Source organism: Flavobacterium aureirubrum, from assembly GCF_038739835.1.
Taxonomy (GTDB): domain Bacteria; phylum Bacteroidota; class Bacteroidia; order Flavobacteriales; family Flavobacteriaceae; genus Flavobacterium; species Flavobacterium aureirubrum.
On record NZ_JBCGDO010000022.1, the window covers coordinates 28,667 to 45,344 of the forward strand.

At 35.4% G+C, this 16,678-nt stretch carries 16 protein-coding genes; 4 read left to right on the top strand and 12 right to left on the bottom strand.

The window, feature by feature from the left end:
• Positions 1–11 precede the first annotated feature (11 nt).
• The 3 genes from fusA to rpsL are packed head-to-tail and all read right to left on the bottom strand — an operon-like array spanning position 12 to position 3,062.
• On the bottom strand, positions 12–2,168 hold the full coding sequence (gene fusA, locus WFZ85_RS13605; RefSeq protein ID WP_342696835.1) for an elongation factor G: 2,157 nt from the start codon (positions 2,166–2,168) through the stop codon (positions 12–14).
• A 10-nt stretch (positions 2,169–2,178) separates the two neighbouring features.
• Complete coding sequence (rpsG, locus tag WFZ85_RS13610) at positions 2,179–2,655, bottom strand: 30S ribosomal protein S7 (RefSeq protein ID WP_342696836.1); 477 nt, start codon at positions 2,653–2,655, stop codon at positions 2,179–2,181.
• 23 nt (positions 2,656–2,678) lie between these two features.
• Positions 2,679–3,062 (bottom strand): 30S ribosomal protein S12, encoded by a 384-nt coding sequence (gene rpsL, locus WFZ85_RS13615; protein ID WP_293874503.1) that lies wholly within the window; start codon positions 3,060–3,062, stop codon positions 2,679–2,681.
• A gap of 268 nt (positions 3,063–3,330) precedes the next feature.
• Between rpsL and WFZ85_RS13620 the strand changes: the two genes are divergently transcribed.
• Together WFZ85_RS13620 and rlmB are read left to right on the top strand one after the other, a co-directional pair.
• The gene (locus WFZ85_RS13620; protein ID WP_342696837.1) at positions 3,331–4,998 is read left to right on the top strand and encodes a BamA/TamA family outer membrane protein; all 1,668 of its coding nucleotides are present in this window, start codon (positions 3,331–3,333) and stop codon (positions 4,996–4,998) included.
• A gap of 29 nt (positions 4,999–5,027) precedes the next feature.
• A complete protein-coding gene (rlmB, locus tag WFZ85_RS13625; protein WP_342696838.1) occupies positions 5,028–5,762 on the top strand; it encodes a 23S rRNA (guanosine(2251)-2'-O)-methyltransferase RlmB in 735 nt (244 codons plus the stop codon).
• A 123-nt stretch (positions 5,763–5,885) separates the two neighbouring features.
• On the opposite strand, the gene WFZ85_RS13630 is transcribed toward rlmB, so the two are convergent.
• On the bottom strand, positions 5,886–6,662 hold the full coding sequence (locus WFZ85_RS13630; RefSeq protein ID WP_342696839.1) for a rhomboid family intramembrane serine protease: 777 nt from the start codon (positions 6,660–6,662) through the stop codon (positions 5,886–5,888).
• A gap of 699 nt (positions 6,663–7,361) precedes the next feature.
• Here WFZ85_RS13630 and WFZ85_RS13635 point away from each other — a divergent pair.
• Positions 7,362–8,639, top strand: a complete 1,278-nt coding sequence (locus WFZ85_RS13635; RefSeq protein WP_342696849.1) for a replication-associated recombination protein A — start codon at positions 7,362–7,364, stop codon at positions 8,637–8,639.
• Positions 8,640–8,828: 189 nt separating this feature from the next.
• On the opposite strand, the gene WFZ85_RS13640 is transcribed toward WFZ85_RS13635, so the two are convergent.
• The 8 genes from WFZ85_RS13640 to WFZ85_RS13675 form a co-directional block, all read right to left on the bottom strand.
• A complete protein-coding gene (locus WFZ85_RS13640) occupies positions 8,829–9,197 on the bottom strand; it encodes a four helix bundle protein (protein ID WP_342696840.1) in 369 nt (122 codons plus the stop codon).
• A gap of 53 nt (positions 9,198–9,250) precedes the next feature.
• Positions 9,251–9,994: a hypothetical protein gene (locus tag WFZ85_RS13645; RefSeq protein ID WP_342696841.1), complete on the bottom strand. Its 744-nt coding sequence runs from the start codon at positions 9,992–9,994 to the stop codon at positions 9,251–9,253.
• A complete protein-coding gene (locus WFZ85_RS13650) occupies positions 9,991–10,683 on the bottom strand; it encodes a YjjG family noncanonical pyrimidine nucleotidase (RefSeq protein ID WP_342696842.1) in 693 nt (230 codons plus the stop codon). Before WFZ85_RS13650 ends, WFZ85_RS13645 begins: the two co-directional genes overlap by 4 nt.
• A gap of 1 nt (position 10,684) precedes the next feature.
• On the bottom strand, positions 10,685–11,149 hold the full coding sequence (locus WFZ85_RS13655; protein WP_342696843.1) for an RES family NAD+ phosphorylase: 465 nt from the start codon (positions 11,147–11,149) through the stop codon (positions 10,685–10,687).
• Positions 11,149–11,652: a type II RES/Xre toxin-antitoxin system antitoxin gene (gene parS, locus WFZ85_RS13660; RefSeq protein ID WP_342696844.1), complete on the bottom strand. Its 504-nt coding sequence runs from the start codon at positions 11,650–11,652 to the stop codon at positions 11,149–11,151. Before parS ends, WFZ85_RS13655 begins: the two co-directional genes overlap by 1 nt.
• A 56-nt stretch (positions 11,653–11,708) precedes the next feature.
• Positions 11,709–12,398, bottom strand: coding sequence for a RadC family protein (radC, locus tag WFZ85_RS13665; protein WP_342696845.1), 690 nt, complete (start codon positions 12,396–12,398; stop codon positions 11,709–11,711).
• Positions 12,399–12,475: 77 nt separating this feature from the next.
• Positions 12,476–13,831, bottom strand: a complete 1,356-nt coding sequence (locus WFZ85_RS13670; protein ID WP_342696846.1) for a UDP-N-acetylmuramate--L-alanine ligase — start codon at positions 13,829–13,831, stop codon at positions 12,476–12,478.
• Between the two features lie 91 nt (positions 13,832–13,922).
• A complete protein-coding gene (locus tag WFZ85_RS13675) occupies positions 13,923–14,615 on the bottom strand; it encodes a tetratricopeptide repeat protein (protein WP_342696847.1) in 693 nt (230 codons plus the stop codon).
• A 336-nt stretch (positions 14,616–14,951) separates the two neighbouring features.
• Between WFZ85_RS13675 and WFZ85_RS13680 the strand changes: the two genes are divergently transcribed.
• Entirely contained in the window at positions 14,952–16,583 is a 1,632-nt protein-coding gene (locus WFZ85_RS13680) for a hypothetical protein (RefSeq protein WP_342696848.1), read from the top strand.
• Positions 16,584–16,678: the final 95 nt, after the last annotated feature.

The following is a 16,678-nucleotide window of genomic DNA, read 5'->3' on the forward strand; positions in this document are numbered from 1 at the left end:
CTTGATAAGAATTAAGCGTTACCTTTTGCTTTTTTGATCACTTCTTCTGAAATATTAGAAGGAGTTTGTTCGTAATGTGAAAATTCCATTGTTGAAGTTGCTCTACCTGAAGACAATGTTCTCAAAGTAGTAACATATCCAAACATTTCAGAAAGTGGTACATTTGCTTTAATAGTTTTTGCTCCATTTCTGTCACCCATGTCATTAACCTGACCTCTACGACGGTTAATATCACCAACAATATCTCCCATGTTTTCTTCTGGTGTAATAACTTCCATTTTCATGATAGGTTCAAGGATAACTGCTCCGGCTGCTTTTGCAACTTCTCTATATCCCATTCTAGCAGCTAACTCAAAAGAAAGTGCATCAGAATCTACAGGATGGAAAGATCCGTCTAATAAAGTAACTTTTAAACTATCAACCTGGTATCCAGCTAATGGACCAGTTTTCATAGCTTCTCTGAAACCTTTTTCTACAGATGGAATATATTCTTTAGGAACGTTACCACCTTTTACTTCGTTAACGAATTGTAACCCAACAGGCACTTTCCCATCAACTTCGTCAGCTGGTTCCAATCTAAATACGATATCACCGAATTTACCACGACCACCAGATTGTTTTTTGTAAGTTTCTCTGTGTTGAGCCGATTTTGTGAAAGCTTCTTTGTATTCAACTTGTGGTTCACCTTGATTAACCTCAACTTTGAATTCACGTTTCATACGATCTACAAGGATGTCTAAGTGTAACTCACCCATTCCTGAAATAATCGTTTGACCTGAAGCCTCATCTGTTCTTACAGTAAACGTTGGATCTTCTTCCGCTAATTTAGCTAAAGCCATACCCATTTTATCAACATCTGCTTTTGTTTTTGGCTCGATAGCGATACCAATTACTGGCGCAGGGAATTTCATCGACTCAAGAATAATTGGGTGCTTTTCATCACACATTGTATCTCCAGTCTTAATATCTTTAAATCCAACTGCCGCCCCAATATCACCTGCTTCGATATAATCGATTGGGTTTTGTTTGTTTGCATGCATTTGGTAGATACGAGAAATTCTTTCTTTGTTTCCAGAACGAGTGTTCAAGATGTATGAACCAGCATCTAAACGACCTGAATAAGCACGGAAGAAAGCCAAACGACCAACATATGGGTCAGTAGCAATTTTAAATGCCAAAGCTGCGAACGGCTCTTTTACATCAGGACGACGTAATATTTTCTTTTGGTCTTCTTCTAATAATTCAGCATCATCAGGGTGAATTCCTTCAATACCTTCTTTATCTAAAGGAGATGGTAAATATTTACATACCGCATCTAACATAAATTGAACTCCTTTGTTTTTAAAGGAAGAACCTGCAATCATAGGAATGATAGCCATATCAATTGTTGCTGCTCTTAATGCTGTGTTGATTTCGTCTTCTGTGATAGAATCTGGATCTTCCATATATTTATCAAGAAGATTTTCATCATAATCAGCCACTGCTTCAATAAGGATATCTCTGTATTCTTTAACTTCAGCAACCATATCAGCAGGAATATCAACAATATCAAAAGTTGCCCCTTGCGTTGCATCATGCCAAACGATAGCTTGGTTTTTCACTAAATCTACTACTCCTTTGAAGTCATTTTCTTCACCAATTGGCAAAGTAATTGCAACAGCATTTGACTTTAACATGTCTCTCACTTGTTGACAAACAGCTAAGAAGTTAGAACCTTGACGGTCCATTTTGTTCACGAATCCCATACGTGGAACTCTATACTGATCAGCAAGTCTCCAGTTAGTTTCCGATTGTGGCTCAACACCATCAACAGCACTAAATAAGAATACTAATCCATCCAATACACGTAAAGAACGATTTACCTCTACAGTAAAGTCAACGTGTCCTGGGGTATCAATAATATTAAAGTGATAATCTTGAGAAGTAGGTAACGGTTTACCTTGTTCTGTTGGAAAGCTCCATTCACAAGTTGTAGCTGCAGAAGTAATAGTAATACCTCTTTCTTGCTCTTGTGCCATCCAGTCCATTGTTGCAGCACCATCGTGTACTTCACCAATTTTATGTGACTTTCCTGTGTAAAATAATATACGCTCAGTTGTTGTTGTTTTACCAGCATCAATATGAGCCGCAATTCCGATATTTCTTGTAAATTTTAAATCTCTAGCCATTTCTTATGAATTAAAATCTAAAGTGAGAGAATGCTTTGTTAGCTTCTGCCATTTTGTGAGTATCCATTCTTTTCTTAACTGCTGCTCCTTCTTCTTTAGCCGCAGCTAAGATTTCAGAAGCTAATTTACCAGCCATTGATTTTTCATTTCTTCTTCTTGCATAAAGTATCATCCACTTCATAGCCATAGAAATTTTTCTGTCTGGTCTAATTTGCATTGGAATTTGAAATGTAGCTCCACCAACTCTACGACTACGCACTTCTACGTGAGGCATAACGTTTGTTAAAGCATCTTTCCATACTTCTAATGATGGTTTCTCGTCATTATTCTTTTTTGCTTCTACGATTTCCATGGCATCATAGAATACTTTGAAAGCTGTTGATTTCTTACCATCCCACATCAAGTTGTTCACGAAACGTGTTACTAACTGATCGTTAAATTTAGGATCTGGTAAAAGTGGTCTTTTCTTTGCCGCTCTTTTTCTCATGTCTTTTCTTTAAAAGTTTAAAATTACTTTTTAGCTTCTTTTGGGCGTTTAGCACCGTATTTAGATCTTCTTTGTGTTCTTCCTGCTACACCTGAGGTATCAAGCGCGCCACGCACAATGTGGTATCTAACTCCTGGTAAATCTTTCACCCTTCCGCCTCTCACTAATACTATCGAGTGCTCTTGTAGATTGTGTCCTTCTCCAGGGATGTATGCATTCACTTCGTTTCCATTAGTCAAACGTACACGCGCAACTTTACGCATGGCAGAGTTTGGTTTTTTTGGAGTAGTAGTGTAAACACGCGTACAAACACCTCTTCTTTGAGGACAAGAATCTAAAGCAACCGATTTACTCTTCTTAGTGACTTGAGTTCTTCCTGTTCTTACTAATTGTTGAATTGTTGGCATAATTAAATACTAATTTTTCTTTATTTTGTTAATTCCCGCTTTTTAAGGGGTTGCAAATGTAGTAATATTTTTTAATGAAACAAATCATTAGTAATTATTTTTTTAAGAACTAAATATTTGTTTATTAAAGAAATACAGGACTGCAATTAACGCCTACTTTTTGAAAATAAAACAACGCAAATAGTTGTTGGAAACTGTTTGTTTTAGTTCGTAGAATAATACTAAAAACATTTTTTTTGCGTTATTTTTATGCAAATTTTAATTTCCCTTGAAAAAGTTTCTTCTCTATCTATTCCTACTTGTTTGTAACTGCAATGCTTTTTCACAAGCGTTCTATCTAAAAATAATTGGATCAAATGAAAAGGAAACAAAAATCATCGACAGCATAAGCTATACCAAAAAGCATATAAATACAAAATCGATTGTTGAAGAAAACAATATGTTGCTTGAAAAGCTAAACAAGAAAGGATATATAGAAGCTCAAATTACTGAGAAATTCCAACAAAATGACACTACTTTTAGTTTTAAATATATAATAGGAAAAAAAGTGGATTTTATACATATATATGTAGAAAAAAAAAATCAAGAGAGTCTAACAAACATTTACACCCTAAAAAACGATACTTTATATCTTCCTTATGAAGACTCGGACAATTTCTTAAACACAATTTTAAAAAAATTAGAAAGCGCTGGCTTTTCTATGGCAAAAGTTAAACTCGACAAGCTTGAAAGAAAAGATAATCACCTAACTGCAAATCTTCTAATTATAAAAGAAATAAAGAGACAGCTCAACGATATTGTAATAAATGGTTATGAGAAATTCCCACTAGGACACAAAAAAAATCTAATACGTTTATACAGAAATAGAACTTTTAATCAGAAAAACTTAGATAATCTATTTACCGATATTAATAAATTTAGGTTTGTCAAACAAGGTAAATATCCCGAAATTTTATTTACTAAAGACTCAACAAAAGTATACATTTACCTTGATAAGGTAAAGTCGAATACTTTCGATGGTTACATAGGTTTTAATAACGATGAAAATAGAAATATAGTTTTTAGCGGGTATTTGGATTTGGTTCTGAATAACATTTTGAATTCTGGCGAAAAATTTACTTTGTATTGGAGAAGCGATGGACAAGACCAAAGAACTTTTAATTTTGGCTTAGAACTTCCTTATATATTTAAAAGTCCAGTAGGGTTGAAGGCCGAACTTAATATTTTTCAACAAGACAGCACATTTCAAAACACAAGAACTGCCATTGATTTAGGTTATTTTTTTAATTATAATACCCGATTTTATCTAGGTTATCAAGCTACTGAATCTAGCGATATACAAAATAGCAATACTGCAACTTTAAGCGACTTTAACAACTCATTCATCACTAGCACATTTGAGTTTTTGGACTTCAAAAATGATGATTTTCTCTTTCCCGAAAAAACATCATTCCTTTTCAAAGTTGGAACTGGAACGAGAGACTCTAAACTTATTTCAGACAGTCAACTGTTTACTAGTTTGTTTCTGAAGCATAATTTTTATTTAAATGAAAAAAACATAATTAATATAAGGTCGCAAAACTATTATTTACAAAGTGATAACTATATAGTAAGCGAATTATACCGATTTGGTGGTATCAATTCTATTCGTGGCTTTAACGAAAACAGTTTACAAGGAAATGTTTTTGGATCAATTTTAACCGAATATAGGTATGTATTGGCACCTAGTATTTATGTTCACTCTATAATTGACTATGGATTTGCACAAGACAAAACCGCAAACACTCAAGAAAATCTCCTCGGATTAGGTTTTGGGTTTGGTTTATTAACTAAAAACGGACTTTTCAATATTGTTTATGCCAACGGCAGCACAGGCAATCAAACCATAACATTAACCAACTCCATTATCCATATTAGTTTCAAAGCTAATTTTTAATCTCACCACAAAAGCTATACCTTTGCGCCATGGAAAAAGAAAACCAAATATTCGGAATAAGAGCAATAATTGAAGCTATAAATGCTAAAAAAGAAATTGACAAAGTTTTTATTCAAAGCGATACACAAAGCGAATTAATGCAGGAATTAATGAAAGTGATGAAAAAAAACAGCATCAATTTCTCCTACGTTCCGGTTGAAAAACTAAATAGATTAACCCCAAATAATCATCAAGGCGCAGTGGCAACCATTGCTCCCATATCGTTTGTAAAACTCGAAACGATGGTCGACAACATTATAGAAAGTGGCAAAATACCGTTATTCTTAATTCTCGACCAATTGAGCGATGCTCGAAATTTTGGCGCCATCATCAGAACTGCTGAGTGTACCGGCGTTGACGGAATTATAGTTCAAAAAACAGGTGCCGCACCAGTGAATGGCGATACCGTAAAAACCTCAGCAGGTGCCGTTTTTAACGTGCCAATTTGTAAAGTTGACCACATCAAAGATGCCATTTTCTATCTGCAAGGAAGCGGTATAAAAACCATAGCTGCCACCGAAAAAACAGACCAAAACATCTATGATATTTCACTCAATGAACCAGTTGCCATCATCATGGGCAGCGAAGACCGAGGAATCAATCCTTCGGTATTGAAAATCGTGGATGAAAAGGCAAAATTACCCCTATTTGGCACCATCGGTTCGCTGAATGTTTCTGTAGCTTGTGGCGCATTTCTTTATGAAACCGTTCGTCAACGGAGTTAAAAGTTGCAAGTTCACAGTAGCGCATTACTTGTGAGCAACACCTTTGTGATTTATTTATTAACCATTTTCCCGCTATCCGCTACAATCTCTTCGAGGATTTTCGCTGCTATCGGGGCTAAAAGACTATTCCTTTTCTTCTCTACCATCGCTTGGCGTTTCCTTATAAACATAGACATAATTCACCTGTGGTGGAACTGGTTCTTCCAAAACATTTTCGATAGCAACAACTTTCGGTGGATTTACAAAGTTTCCATTCTCATCAAATCGTTTCATAAAAGCATCTTCGGCTGGATTAAAATCGGGTTTTTCCCATGGATATTGTGTAGAAGAAATATAATCGGGAGTTTTAAAATAGCCCGCGAAAGCAAAGCCTGTTAACAATCCGGACAAGTGTCCTTCCCACGAAATTTGCTTATCTACGTCGGGAAAAACATACCAAATCATTCCGCCATAAATCATCACCACTGTAAAAGATAAAGCCATCAAACGGTAATATTGTGTCATCATTCCTTTAAAAAAAATAAAAGAAACCAAAACATATATCAAACTACTAGCGCCAATATGAAAAGAATCTCTTCCAATTACCCATGTCATTATTCCTGAAACTAAAACGCCATAACACAAAACCTTGAGCGAAATGTCACGATAAAAATAAATGAGCGCCATACTGAGTATAAAAAGTGGAAAAGAATTGTTAGCAATATGATTCAAATCACCATGTAAAAAAGGACTAAATAAAACACCTTGTAAACCCGATAAATTTCTGGGCAAAATACCATGAGAGGTCAAATCAATTTTGACTATTTTTTCAAAAAAGAAAACAGCCCAAATCACAATTAGCAGCAACAATGGCACAATCCAAACCGACGGTGTAAACTTAAAATGGTGGTAATCGTTCATAATTTTGTGTGTGATGCTACCTTGTTGTCAAAAATTTAGCCAAAATAAAAGTAGTGCTATTTTGGCAGTTAACTATTTCTTTTTTACAAAAGGCTCTTGCGGTTCTGTTTGGAGGTTGCGGAGTCGTACGAAAGGCTCTTGCAGTTCTGTTTGGAGGTTGCGGAGTCGTACGAAAGGCTCTTGCAATTTGCAGGGAGGTTGCGGAGTCGTACGAAAGGCTCTTGCAGTTGTGTTTAGAGGTTGCGGAGTCGTACGAAAGGCTCTTGCAGTTCTGTTTGGAGGTTGCGGAGTCGTACGAAAGGCTCTTGCAATTTGCAGGGAGGTTGCGGAGTCGTACGAAAGGCTCTTGCAGTTGTGTTTGGAGGTTGCGGAGTCGTACGAAAGGCTCTTGCAGATCTGTTTGGAGGTTGCGGAGTCGTACGAAAGGCTCTTGCAGATCTGTTTGGAGGTTGCGGAGTCGTACGAAAGGCTCTTGCAGTTGTGTTTGGAGGTTGCGGAGGTTTGCGAAAGTTTTAATAGGTAGCGAATGGTTGTTTCGAGGAAAAGTAGCGCGTTGATAAAAGTGCCGAGAGATGGTCTATTAGCCCCGATAATAGCGAAAATCCTCGAAGAGATTGAAGCGGATAGCGGGAAAATGATAGGGTGATAAATCCCAGAAGATTCGCTACTATAAAAAATAAAAAAATGTATTTTTACGCGATGGAAGCACCACTAGCTGAACGCATCAGACCGACGCGATTAGAGGATTATATTAGCCAGCTGCATTTAGTAGGCAAAAATGGCTCGTTGACACAACAAATTGGGCGTGGTGTAATTCCGTCTATGATTTTTTGGGGTTCGCCGGGCACGGGAAAAACTACTTTGGCCCAAATTATTGCTAAGCAAAGTAATCGTCCTTTTTATGAACTGAGCGCCATTAATAGTGGTGTCAAGGACATTAGGGATGTGATTGAAAAAGCTAAATTGAGTGGTGGTTTATTCACGGCAAAAAACCCAATTTTATTTATTGATGAGATTCATCGGTTTAGCAAATCGCAGCAAGACTCGCTTTTGGCGGCGGTAGAAAAAGGTTGGGTTACACTGATTGGTGCCACGACCGAAAATCCAAGTTTTGAGGTTATTCCCGCTTTGTTGTCACGTTGTCAGGTGTATATTCTCAATCCGTTTTCGAAGGAAGATTTGTTGGCTTTGTTGCAACGAGCGATGAAAGAAGATGCAATTATTTCCAGTAAAAAAATTAAACTAAAAGAAACCGAAGCGTTGCTGCGACTTTCGGGTGGCGATGGACGCAAATTATTAAATATTTTTGAACTCGTTGTGAACGCGAGTGCTGACGGTCAAATTATAATTACCAATGAAAAAGTTTTAGCATTGGTACAACAAAACACGGTACTTTATGATAAAACAGGCGAACAACATTATGATATTGTATCTGCTTTTATAAAATCGATACGTGGTAGTGATCCAAATGGCGCTGTTTATTGGCTGGCACGGATGATTGAAGGTGGCGAAGATGTGAAATTCATTGCCCGACGTATGTTGATTTTATCAAGTGAAGATATTGGCAACGCCAATCCAACGGCTTTTATCATGGCTAATACTACTTTTCAGGCGGTTGCTACCATTGGTTATCCTGAAAGTAGAATTCTTTTGAGCCAATGTGCGATTTATTTGGCCACATCACCCAAAAGTAATGCGAGTTACATGGCAATTGGTGAAGCACAACAAGTAGTAAAACAAACAGGCGATTTATCAGTGCCTATTCATTTGCGCAATGCGCCAACGAAGTTGATGAAAGAACTAGGTTATGGCGAAGAGTATCAATATTCGCATAACTACGCTAATAATTTTTCGGAGCAAGAGTATTTACCTGACGAATTAAAAAATACCGCATTTTACAAACCAGGAAATAATGCTCGCGAAAACGAAATGCGAACTTTTTTGAAAAACAGATGGAAGGATAAGTATGGCTATTAGTGGTCAGTTTGTAGTTTTCGGTCGCAGTTTTCAGTCACAGTTTTCAGTCACAGTTTTCAGTCACAGTTTTCAGTCACAGTTTTCAGTCGCAGTTTTCAGTCACAGTTTTCAGTCGCAGTTTTCATTCACAGTTTTCAGTCGCAGTTTTCAGTCACAGTGCACAGTTAAAATGATAGTATCAGTATGAATTTATGAACTTACACCAAATTTATTTGGGTTATTAATCATATAATTGATTAGTTTGCCTATTTCAATGTTTTGTGAAGTCAGGGTATCATAAGTTTCGATATTGATATAATTGCAATTAAAAGCAAAATCCAACCAAACATGTGTCTCTGAATTTTCAGCATCACTATCTGTCAACTTACTTATAAAATGATTTATATATCTTCTTTTTCTGTATGACTCTGCAATATTGGCACAAACACTTCTTGATGAACGCCTAATTTGATCTGTCAACGAATATTTTTCTTCTGGTGGAAATGTTTTTGATATGTGATAAATTTCCATGGCAAGTTTAAATGCCTTTTTGTAAGCTATTAATTCTCTAAAATCCATACTAGGTAATTTAATTGAATACTTAGACTGCATACTGCGACTGCGACTGAAAACTAAAACTTCAGATTAATTCTTTCTGAAACTAATGTATCGTTTTCATAATATTCAAAAAACCATTGCCCATCTTTAGCAAGTACGGTTCCATTTATAGTGCCTTTCACAGCTTGGAAAACATTTTTTTGCGAGGTGTTGTACAGTTTCATAATCACCTTCGGTTCATTATCGATTACTTGGAAACCAGTAGCAGTAGGTTGCGCAAAATAGAACGTTTCTGTATCACTGATTAAAGTAGCGGTTGTTGATGTAGCATTTTTTGGTGCTTGTTTACTAACAGGAATGTCGGCAACCACAGTAGTATTACTTGAACCGTTGTATTTATAGTGTAAGGAATCAAAAGATTTTGAAGCCATTCTCAAAGCTTCGGTATACGCTGGAGCTAGTTTTTTTATACGACTTGTTCCAAATTCAGTTTCGAACAGAATTCTTTGTTGACAATCTTTAAGTACAATTTTTATTTTAGTTACAAACATATTGTTGTTTTCCTCGATAAAAGCTGTTGCATATGAACATGAATTATTCCTAATTTCCACCGGAATATCATCTGTACTCAAATAGGATGTAAAGCCATATTTTTGAAGCATCAATTTAGTATTGGTACTCAATCTAAATTGGTCTTTTTCTTTCAAAAAATCAAACTTAGCGGGTACAATCACATATTTGTAATCATTGATACTTTGAGAGAACGAAGCTGTAGTTACCAACACAATCAATAACAAAACATAGCTGTTTGCTTTCATATTATTTTTTTTAATTCTATTAAATGTTTAATAACCAAAATTTCCTCATCAATATCGTGAATTCCTTTTTCATCAAATAAAATTGCTTTCATACCAAACTGCATTGCACCTCTTACATCGGCATCTATGCAATCGCCAATCATGATGGCGTTTTCTTTTTTGACATTAGCTAAAGATAGCGCAAATTCAAAAATGTTTTTGTGCGGCTTTTTGACACCTGCCATTTCAGAATTAGTAACGGTTTTAAAATAGCTATCTAATCCTGAACACTCCATTTTGCGCTTTTGAACTTCGGCAAAACCATTAGTAATAATATGTAAGGAATACTTGGAATACAAATAATCTAATACTTCGATTGCGCCATCAAATAGTTGATTATTATCGGGTAAAAAAGTAATATAATCTATTGCTATTCTGTCAATTTCATCATCAGAAATTGGGTAATTCAGTGCATCAAATGATTGCTTCAAGCGTCGATACCGCAACTCTTCGTGAGTAATTTTATCTACTTGATATAACTTCCAACAAGCTTGATTAATGGGTGCGTAAACCGAAATGAATTGATTGATGTCAATGGTTGGGTGACTTTGTTTAAATATTTTGTCAAATGCCAAATGAGAATTTTTGTCAAAATCCCAAAGCGTGTGATCGAGGTCAAAAAAAATGTCTGTAATAGTATTTGGATCCAACTTATTTTTTATTTAGAATTCTTTTATCAAAAGGGAAATTTTCATGATGCGTAATCTTTATTCTTTTAAAATCGGGATGATATGGATTTAACAAATAATTGAAATCTCCTTTAACTACTGCCGAAGGAACTTTCATAACACAATACTCTTTTTTTTGAATAAATTGATCACCTATACTCTGTGTTGTATTATTTTCTGGAAAATCATTCCAACCGATTTCTAATTTTTTTTGATTACAATCAATTACGTCAATATCATCAGGAATTTGAATGGTTACCATTAGAAAACTACTTGGTAGAGTAGCCAATGTTAAATGTACTGCAACTTCCGCCATTGCTAAAGCTCTACTTTGCGCAGTGTACACTATTTCGATTCCTTTTGAATTCCATCTTGCTCCAAATCTTGCAGCACCAATTCCAGATAATTCTATTGGATGCTTTTTGTTTATTAACCTATAAACTTCCATTAGAGAAAAATGGCTTGGTCTATTTTATGCAATTCTGTCATGACCATTTCTTTACCATAGGAATCTGTCAATAGATCTAATGGTTTTAAATTTCCCAATGCAAAACTTGGTGTGTTTAACCATAAATAAAACTGCTCTTCATCATCAAAAATTTCCCTCCCTAAAGCGGTAACTTCTGCCAATTCTAAAATTTTCTCTGAAGGAATTGCATCAAAAAAGAAATCTTTCTTTAACTTATTTCTATGAAGTGTACGTGTGGAAACACCGAGAAATTTAGCCCATTCCTCCTCTTTAAAAGGTGTTCTTTCTTTAATCAAATCGTATAATTCATAAGGAAGTCCTTTTCTAATGGAATGCACAATTAACATTCTGTTGGAAAGAAATTTTTTATAGGTGATATTCTTATCAATTGGTGCTATTTTATAATCTTTCTCCACCTTTGAAACATATAAACGCACAACTTTATCAAGGTGAACATCAGAATTGGAAACTATTTTAGACATAACTTTTGACATTTGTCTGCTAAAATATGACATTTGTCATCGCAATCCAAATTTATTTAAAAAATACCTTCGTCTTGAAAGCTATAATAACCGTTTTCGGTAATGATAATATGGTCTAAAACTTTTATATCTAGTTGTTCTCCAGCGAGTTTTAGTTTTTTGGTAATTTCTTTATCGGCATCGCTAGCCTGCAATTTCCCCGAAGGATGATTGTGTGTTAATATTATAGAAGTCGCATTATTTTCTAAAGCTGTTTTGAATAGCAATCGAACATCAACCACTGTTCCTGTAATTCCGCCTTTGGAAAGTTGTGATTTATAAATTACTTTGTTAGAATTATTGAGATACAACACCCAGAATTCTTCATGTGGTAGTTCGCCAATAATGGGTTGCATGATTTCAAAAACTGCTTTGCTCGATGTGATTTTTTTTAGTTCCAACGTTTCTTCGGCTCTTCGTCGTCGTCCTAATTCCAATGCAGCCGCTATTGAAATGGCTTTTGCCTCACCGATTCCTTTGAATTCCATCAATTGTTTTAATGACAATTTACCCAAAGCGTTTAAATTGTTATCAACACTTGCTAGAATTCGTTTGCTTAGCGACACCGCACTTTCGTTTCTACTTCCTGAACCTATGAGAATGGCCACCAACTCGGCATCACTCAACGCAGACTTTCCTTTCAGCATTAATTTTTCGCGAGGCTTATCGTCTTCTGCCCAGTTTTTTATAGAGAAATTTTGTTCCATGCTTTTAGTTTTCAGTTTTCAGTCGCAGTTTTCAGGTTAATCGTTCAACGAAAATAATTGACACATTTTCAAATTCACTAATTGACTAATTGTTTCACTTCATCAAAATTCAATCCGCCATAATTTCCTGAACTCATTAAAAGCAAAGCAGAATTATTCAAATCATAAGCGAATAAAAAATCTTTAAATTCCTGTGGATTGGTATAAATAATCAAATCATCTCGCTTGAACGATTGTGCTATTTGATCATAGGTTACTTCCTCCAATTGTTTAATCTTTACCGCATCAGGAGAATAAAAAACTACGGCAACATCTGCAGCATTGAGTGCGCCTTCGTATTCTTTAAGGAATTCGGCATTCAAACTACTGTAAGTGTGAAGTTCTAAACAAGCTACTAATTTTCTATTTGGATATTGATTTTTTACAGCTTTGGTTGTTGCTGAAACTTTACTTGGTGAATGGGCAAAATCTTTATAAGCGACTTTTCCTTTACCTTCGGCTATCTTTTCCAACCGTTTAGAAGCGCCTTTAAAACTGGCAATGGCTTCGTAAAAATCGGCTTCGTCAACGCCCATATTTTGGCAAATCCATTTGGCTCCAGCCAAATTATTTAAATTATGTGCACCAAAAACTTCAATGGGCATTGGTCCTTCGGGTGTGTCTAATAAAGTTGTTCCATCTACAACAGAATAACTTGGCGTTTGATAGGGTATTTTTCTAATGGTATTAGTAGTTTCTTCGGCAACTTTTTTAACCGTTGTATCTTCTTCGTTATAAACGAGAATTCCACCTTTAGTAATTTGGTTAACAAATATTTCAAATTGTTCTACATAGTTTTCAAAGGTTGGAAAAACATTGATGTGATCCCATGCAATTCCAGAAAGTAATGCAATATTAGGCTGATACAAATGGAATTTTGGTCGTCTATCTATTGGAGATGACAAATATTCATCGCCTTCGAGAACAATAAAATCATTGTCTTCGGTAAGATGAACCATGGTATCAAAACCTTCTAATTGTGCGCCAACCATATAATCAACTTTGATGTTATGATAATGCATCACATGTAAAATCATGGAAGTAATGGTAGTTTTTCCATGTGAACCGCCAATGACTACGCGAGTTTTATTTTTGGATTGCTCATAAAGAAACTCAGGATAGGAATATATTTTTAAACCTAATTCCTTGGCTTTGATTAATTCAGGATTATCAGCTTTGGCATGCATTCCAAGTATAATTGCTTCAATGTCAGCAGTTATTTTTTCTGGAAACCAACCCATTTCAATAGGCAATAACCCTTTTTTCTCCAATCGTGATTTGGATGGTTCGAAGATAGCGTCATCGCTTCCGGTAACCTGATATCCTTTATTATGTAATGCTAATGCTAAGTTGTGCATGGCTGCGCCGCCAATGGCTATGAAATGTGTACGCATTTTGTGTGGTTGTCTATAATGAAATTACTCTTTCCAAAAATACATAAAAAAGAAAACAAGAAAACAATAAACTAAGTTTGAAAAAAATATATCATCCTTTCCTAGAAAAAGTATCCATGACATCTTTTGCCTTTTCAGGTTGATTTAATTTATTCTTATAAAGATTTGCTAACTTTTCGTAAGTGTGTTTTGAACCACCCACTTGAATAGCTTTCTGATAATTTTTTTCGGCTTCTCTATATCGATCAAAATACTCAGCAATATGTCCTTTGGCTAGATAACCATCTACCGCTGAAAATTTGAGTAACTCATTGGCATAGATTTGTGCTTTTCGTTCGCTGCCACCAACAATTCCTGGCAGTTCAATATATAATTGAATGAGTGCCCATCGAGCTTCAATATGTTTTGGATTGAGTTCCAATGCTTTTTCGAAAGATAATTTTATATCACTAATCATTCCCAATGCTTTAAACTTATTTACTTCCTTAGCCTTCATTCCAAGACATCCGCCATACTTGTAGTGAAAATTAGCTTCCGATGGTTGCAGTTTCTTAAGTTTGCCATAGTAAATCATGGCATTTTCCCAAGCTTTTAACTGCCCTTCAATATCGCCAAGATATTCCAAAGCTTTAAGATGGTTTGGATTTTCTTTTACAACGTTTTCAAAAAGAGGTTTTGCCAAGTTATATTTTTTTTGAGAATATAATTTTTCGGCTTTTTCAAAGTTGGGTTGCGAATAAATCATCATGGGAAATAAAAAAAAACTGTAGAGAAAATTTTTCATTTAAGTCTGATTACAAATTTTAAATCGTTGAAATGCACAAATATAGGGTAAAAAATTTGACTAGGCGATACAAAGTTTTTACATAACAGCTCTCCAAACCTTAAAAGTGTAGTTCATCAGATTTAAATGAAGATAGTCCATTTTTTTTGTTTGCAGTTCCAATATATATGAATTTTACACTATAAATGTATGTTTGATTGCCCAACCTAGTACAGTAAATTTTAATAACTTTCATTGTATATAAGCTATAAAAATTAAAATATTGTAAAAAATAAGATACTTTTTAATTACTCTTTTTAAGATAAATACTGCATATATTTTTAAAAACGAAATAGGATGAAAAAATATTACGATACTCAAGATACAAGAAAAAATTCACTTCAAAACCCATCTCAATACTTTTTGATTTTGATGATGGTATTGATGTTTTTTTCAGGCATTTTCAATACTTCTTCTCAAATAATTCAACGTGGCGTAGCAACGACTGCAACATCAACAACCACAAATGTTACAATTAATAAACCAACCGGACTTACTGAAGGTGATATCATGTTAGCAAACATTGTGCAAAGTGATAACGACAATGCTGTTTTAAATAATGCCACGTTAACAGGCTGGACATTGGTTGCTGGTGAAGAATTTGGTAATATAGGCAATGATAGCTGGTGGGGCACAATATTATATAAAGTAGCTACAGTCACTGATGTTGCTGCTGTTAATTTCACTTTTGTAGGTGATGCTGATGCTGATGATATAGAAGGTGGTATCATTGCTTTTTCAGGAGTTGCCGTAACTGGAGGAGTTGCAGGCGGACCTTTTGATGTGTTGCCAGGAACAATAAATAATATTAATACAGACGATTTTAGTGCAACTGCAATTACTACAGTAACGGATAATGCGGCAGTGATAATGTTTGGGATGATTGGAGACAATCGAAGCATAAGCAATTGGACAACAACCTCGCCAGGAGCATTAACAGAATTATTTGATTTCCCTTTTGATGCTGCAGCTGATATGGGTGTCGGTGCTGCTTGGGGCATCAAAACAAATGCTGGTAGCACAGGAACAGGATTAGGTGAGCTTTCTGGAAATGAAAATGACCCAAACGGCGCAATATTAATTGCATTACGACCCTGTACTGCAACCCCAACCATTACTACCACAGGAATCGCTGCATCAGTTTGTTTTAGTACCTCAGCTCAAACCACAACTTTGCCTTACACTGCTACCACAAACAGCCCAACATCTTATAGTATTAATTGGGACTCAACTGCGAACGCAGCAGGTTTAGCAGATCAAACAACAACTTCACAAACTTTTGCTTCGGGTGTTGGAAGTATGTCGAATATTGCTATTCCAACTTCCTTATCCATAGGTACTTATAATGGAACACTCACTATAATTACCTCTGGTGGATGCAGAAATACGCAAGCAATAAGTTTAACCATAAACCCAAATGTTGGCATACCAACAGCCATAACAATTGCAGCAGGAACAGAACCTACTTGTCAATTAACCAATGGAACAACTACTACAACCTATGCTACAACAGCTACAAACAATACTGGATTAAACTGGAGCTTAAGCAACCCCGCAGCAGGAAGTATTACTTCTTCAGGTGTTATGACTTGGTCTAGTGGTTTTTCAGGAACTGTAAATATTCAAGTAACCGCCAATGGTTGTAATGGACCATCAATACAAATTGTTCGAACGGTAAATGTTTTGCCAAACAGTACAGTTGGAACTGCATCAAGTACACCAACCTTGTGTATTAATACTGCTTTGCCAGTTGCCATAACACATACAACAACAGGTGCAACAGGAATTGGAACACCAACAAATTTACCAGCTGGAGTTACAGCGACATGGGCATCTGATACAATTGTAATTAATGGCACTCCAACAACATCGGGAACATTTAGTTATTCCATTCCGTTAACAGCAGTAACTGTTGCACAACCTCAATAAAAAACTAAAATTTTAAAATATTTATAAAAAGTAACCTCTTTAGAAGCTATTTTAAGGAGGTTAGTTTTTTAGTTATAATTCAAAGTTGTAAAACT

Excerpts from the sequence above, each read along its gene's own strand:
- fusA (WP_342696835.1), bottom strand. The coding sequence starts at position 2,168 with ATGGCTAGAGATTTAAAATTTACAAGAAATATCGGAATTGCGGCTCAT.
- rpsG (WP_342696836.1), bottom strand. The coding sequence starts at position 2,655 with ATGAGAAAAAGAGCGGCAAAGAAAAGACCACTTTTACCAGATCCTAAA.
- rpsL (WP_293874503.1), bottom strand. The coding sequence starts at position 3,062 with ATGCCAACAATTCAACAATTAGTAAGAACAGGAAGAACTCAAGTCACT.
- rlmB (WP_342696838.1), top strand. The coding sequence starts at position 5,028 with ATGGAAAAAGAAAACCAAATATTCGGAATAAGAGCAATAATTGAAGCT.
- WFZ85_RS13630 (WP_342696839.1), bottom strand. The coding sequence starts at position 6,662 with ATGAACGATTACCACCATTTTAAGTTTACACCGTCGGTTTGGATTGTG.
- WFZ85_RS13635 (WP_342696849.1), top strand. The coding sequence starts at position 7,362 with ATGGAAGCACCACTAGCTGAACGCATCAGACCGACGCGATTAGAGGAT.
- WFZ85_RS13640 (WP_342696840.1), bottom strand. The coding sequence starts at position 9,197 with ATGGATTTTAGAGAATTAATAGCTTACAAAAAGGCATTTAAACTTGCC.
- WFZ85_RS13645 (WP_342696841.1), bottom strand. The coding sequence starts at position 9,994 with ATGAAAGCAAACAGCTATGTTTTGTTATTGATTGTGTTGGTAACTACA.
- WFZ85_RS13655 (WP_342696843.1), bottom strand. The coding sequence starts at position 11,149 with ATGGAAGTTTATAGGTTAATAAACAAAAAGCATCCAATAGAATTATCT.
- parS (WP_342696844.1), bottom strand. The coding sequence starts at position 11,652 with ATGTCTAAAATAGTTTCCAATTCTGATGTTCACCTTGATAAAGTTGTG.
- radC (WP_342696845.1), bottom strand. The coding sequence starts at position 12,398 with ATGGAACAAAATTTCTCTATAAAAAACTGGGCAGAAGACGATAAGCCT.
- WFZ85_RS13670 (WP_342696846.1), bottom strand. The coding sequence starts at position 13,831 with ATGCGTACACATTTCATAGCCATTGGCGGCGCAGCCATGCACAACTTA.
- WFZ85_RS13675 (WP_342696847.1), bottom strand. The coding sequence starts at position 14,615 with ATGAAAAATTTTCTCTACAGTTTTTTTTTATTTCCCATGATGATTTAT.
- WFZ85_RS13680 (WP_342696848.1), top strand. The coding sequence starts at position 14,952 with ATGAAAAAATATTACGATACTCAAGATACAAGAAAAAATTCACTTCAA.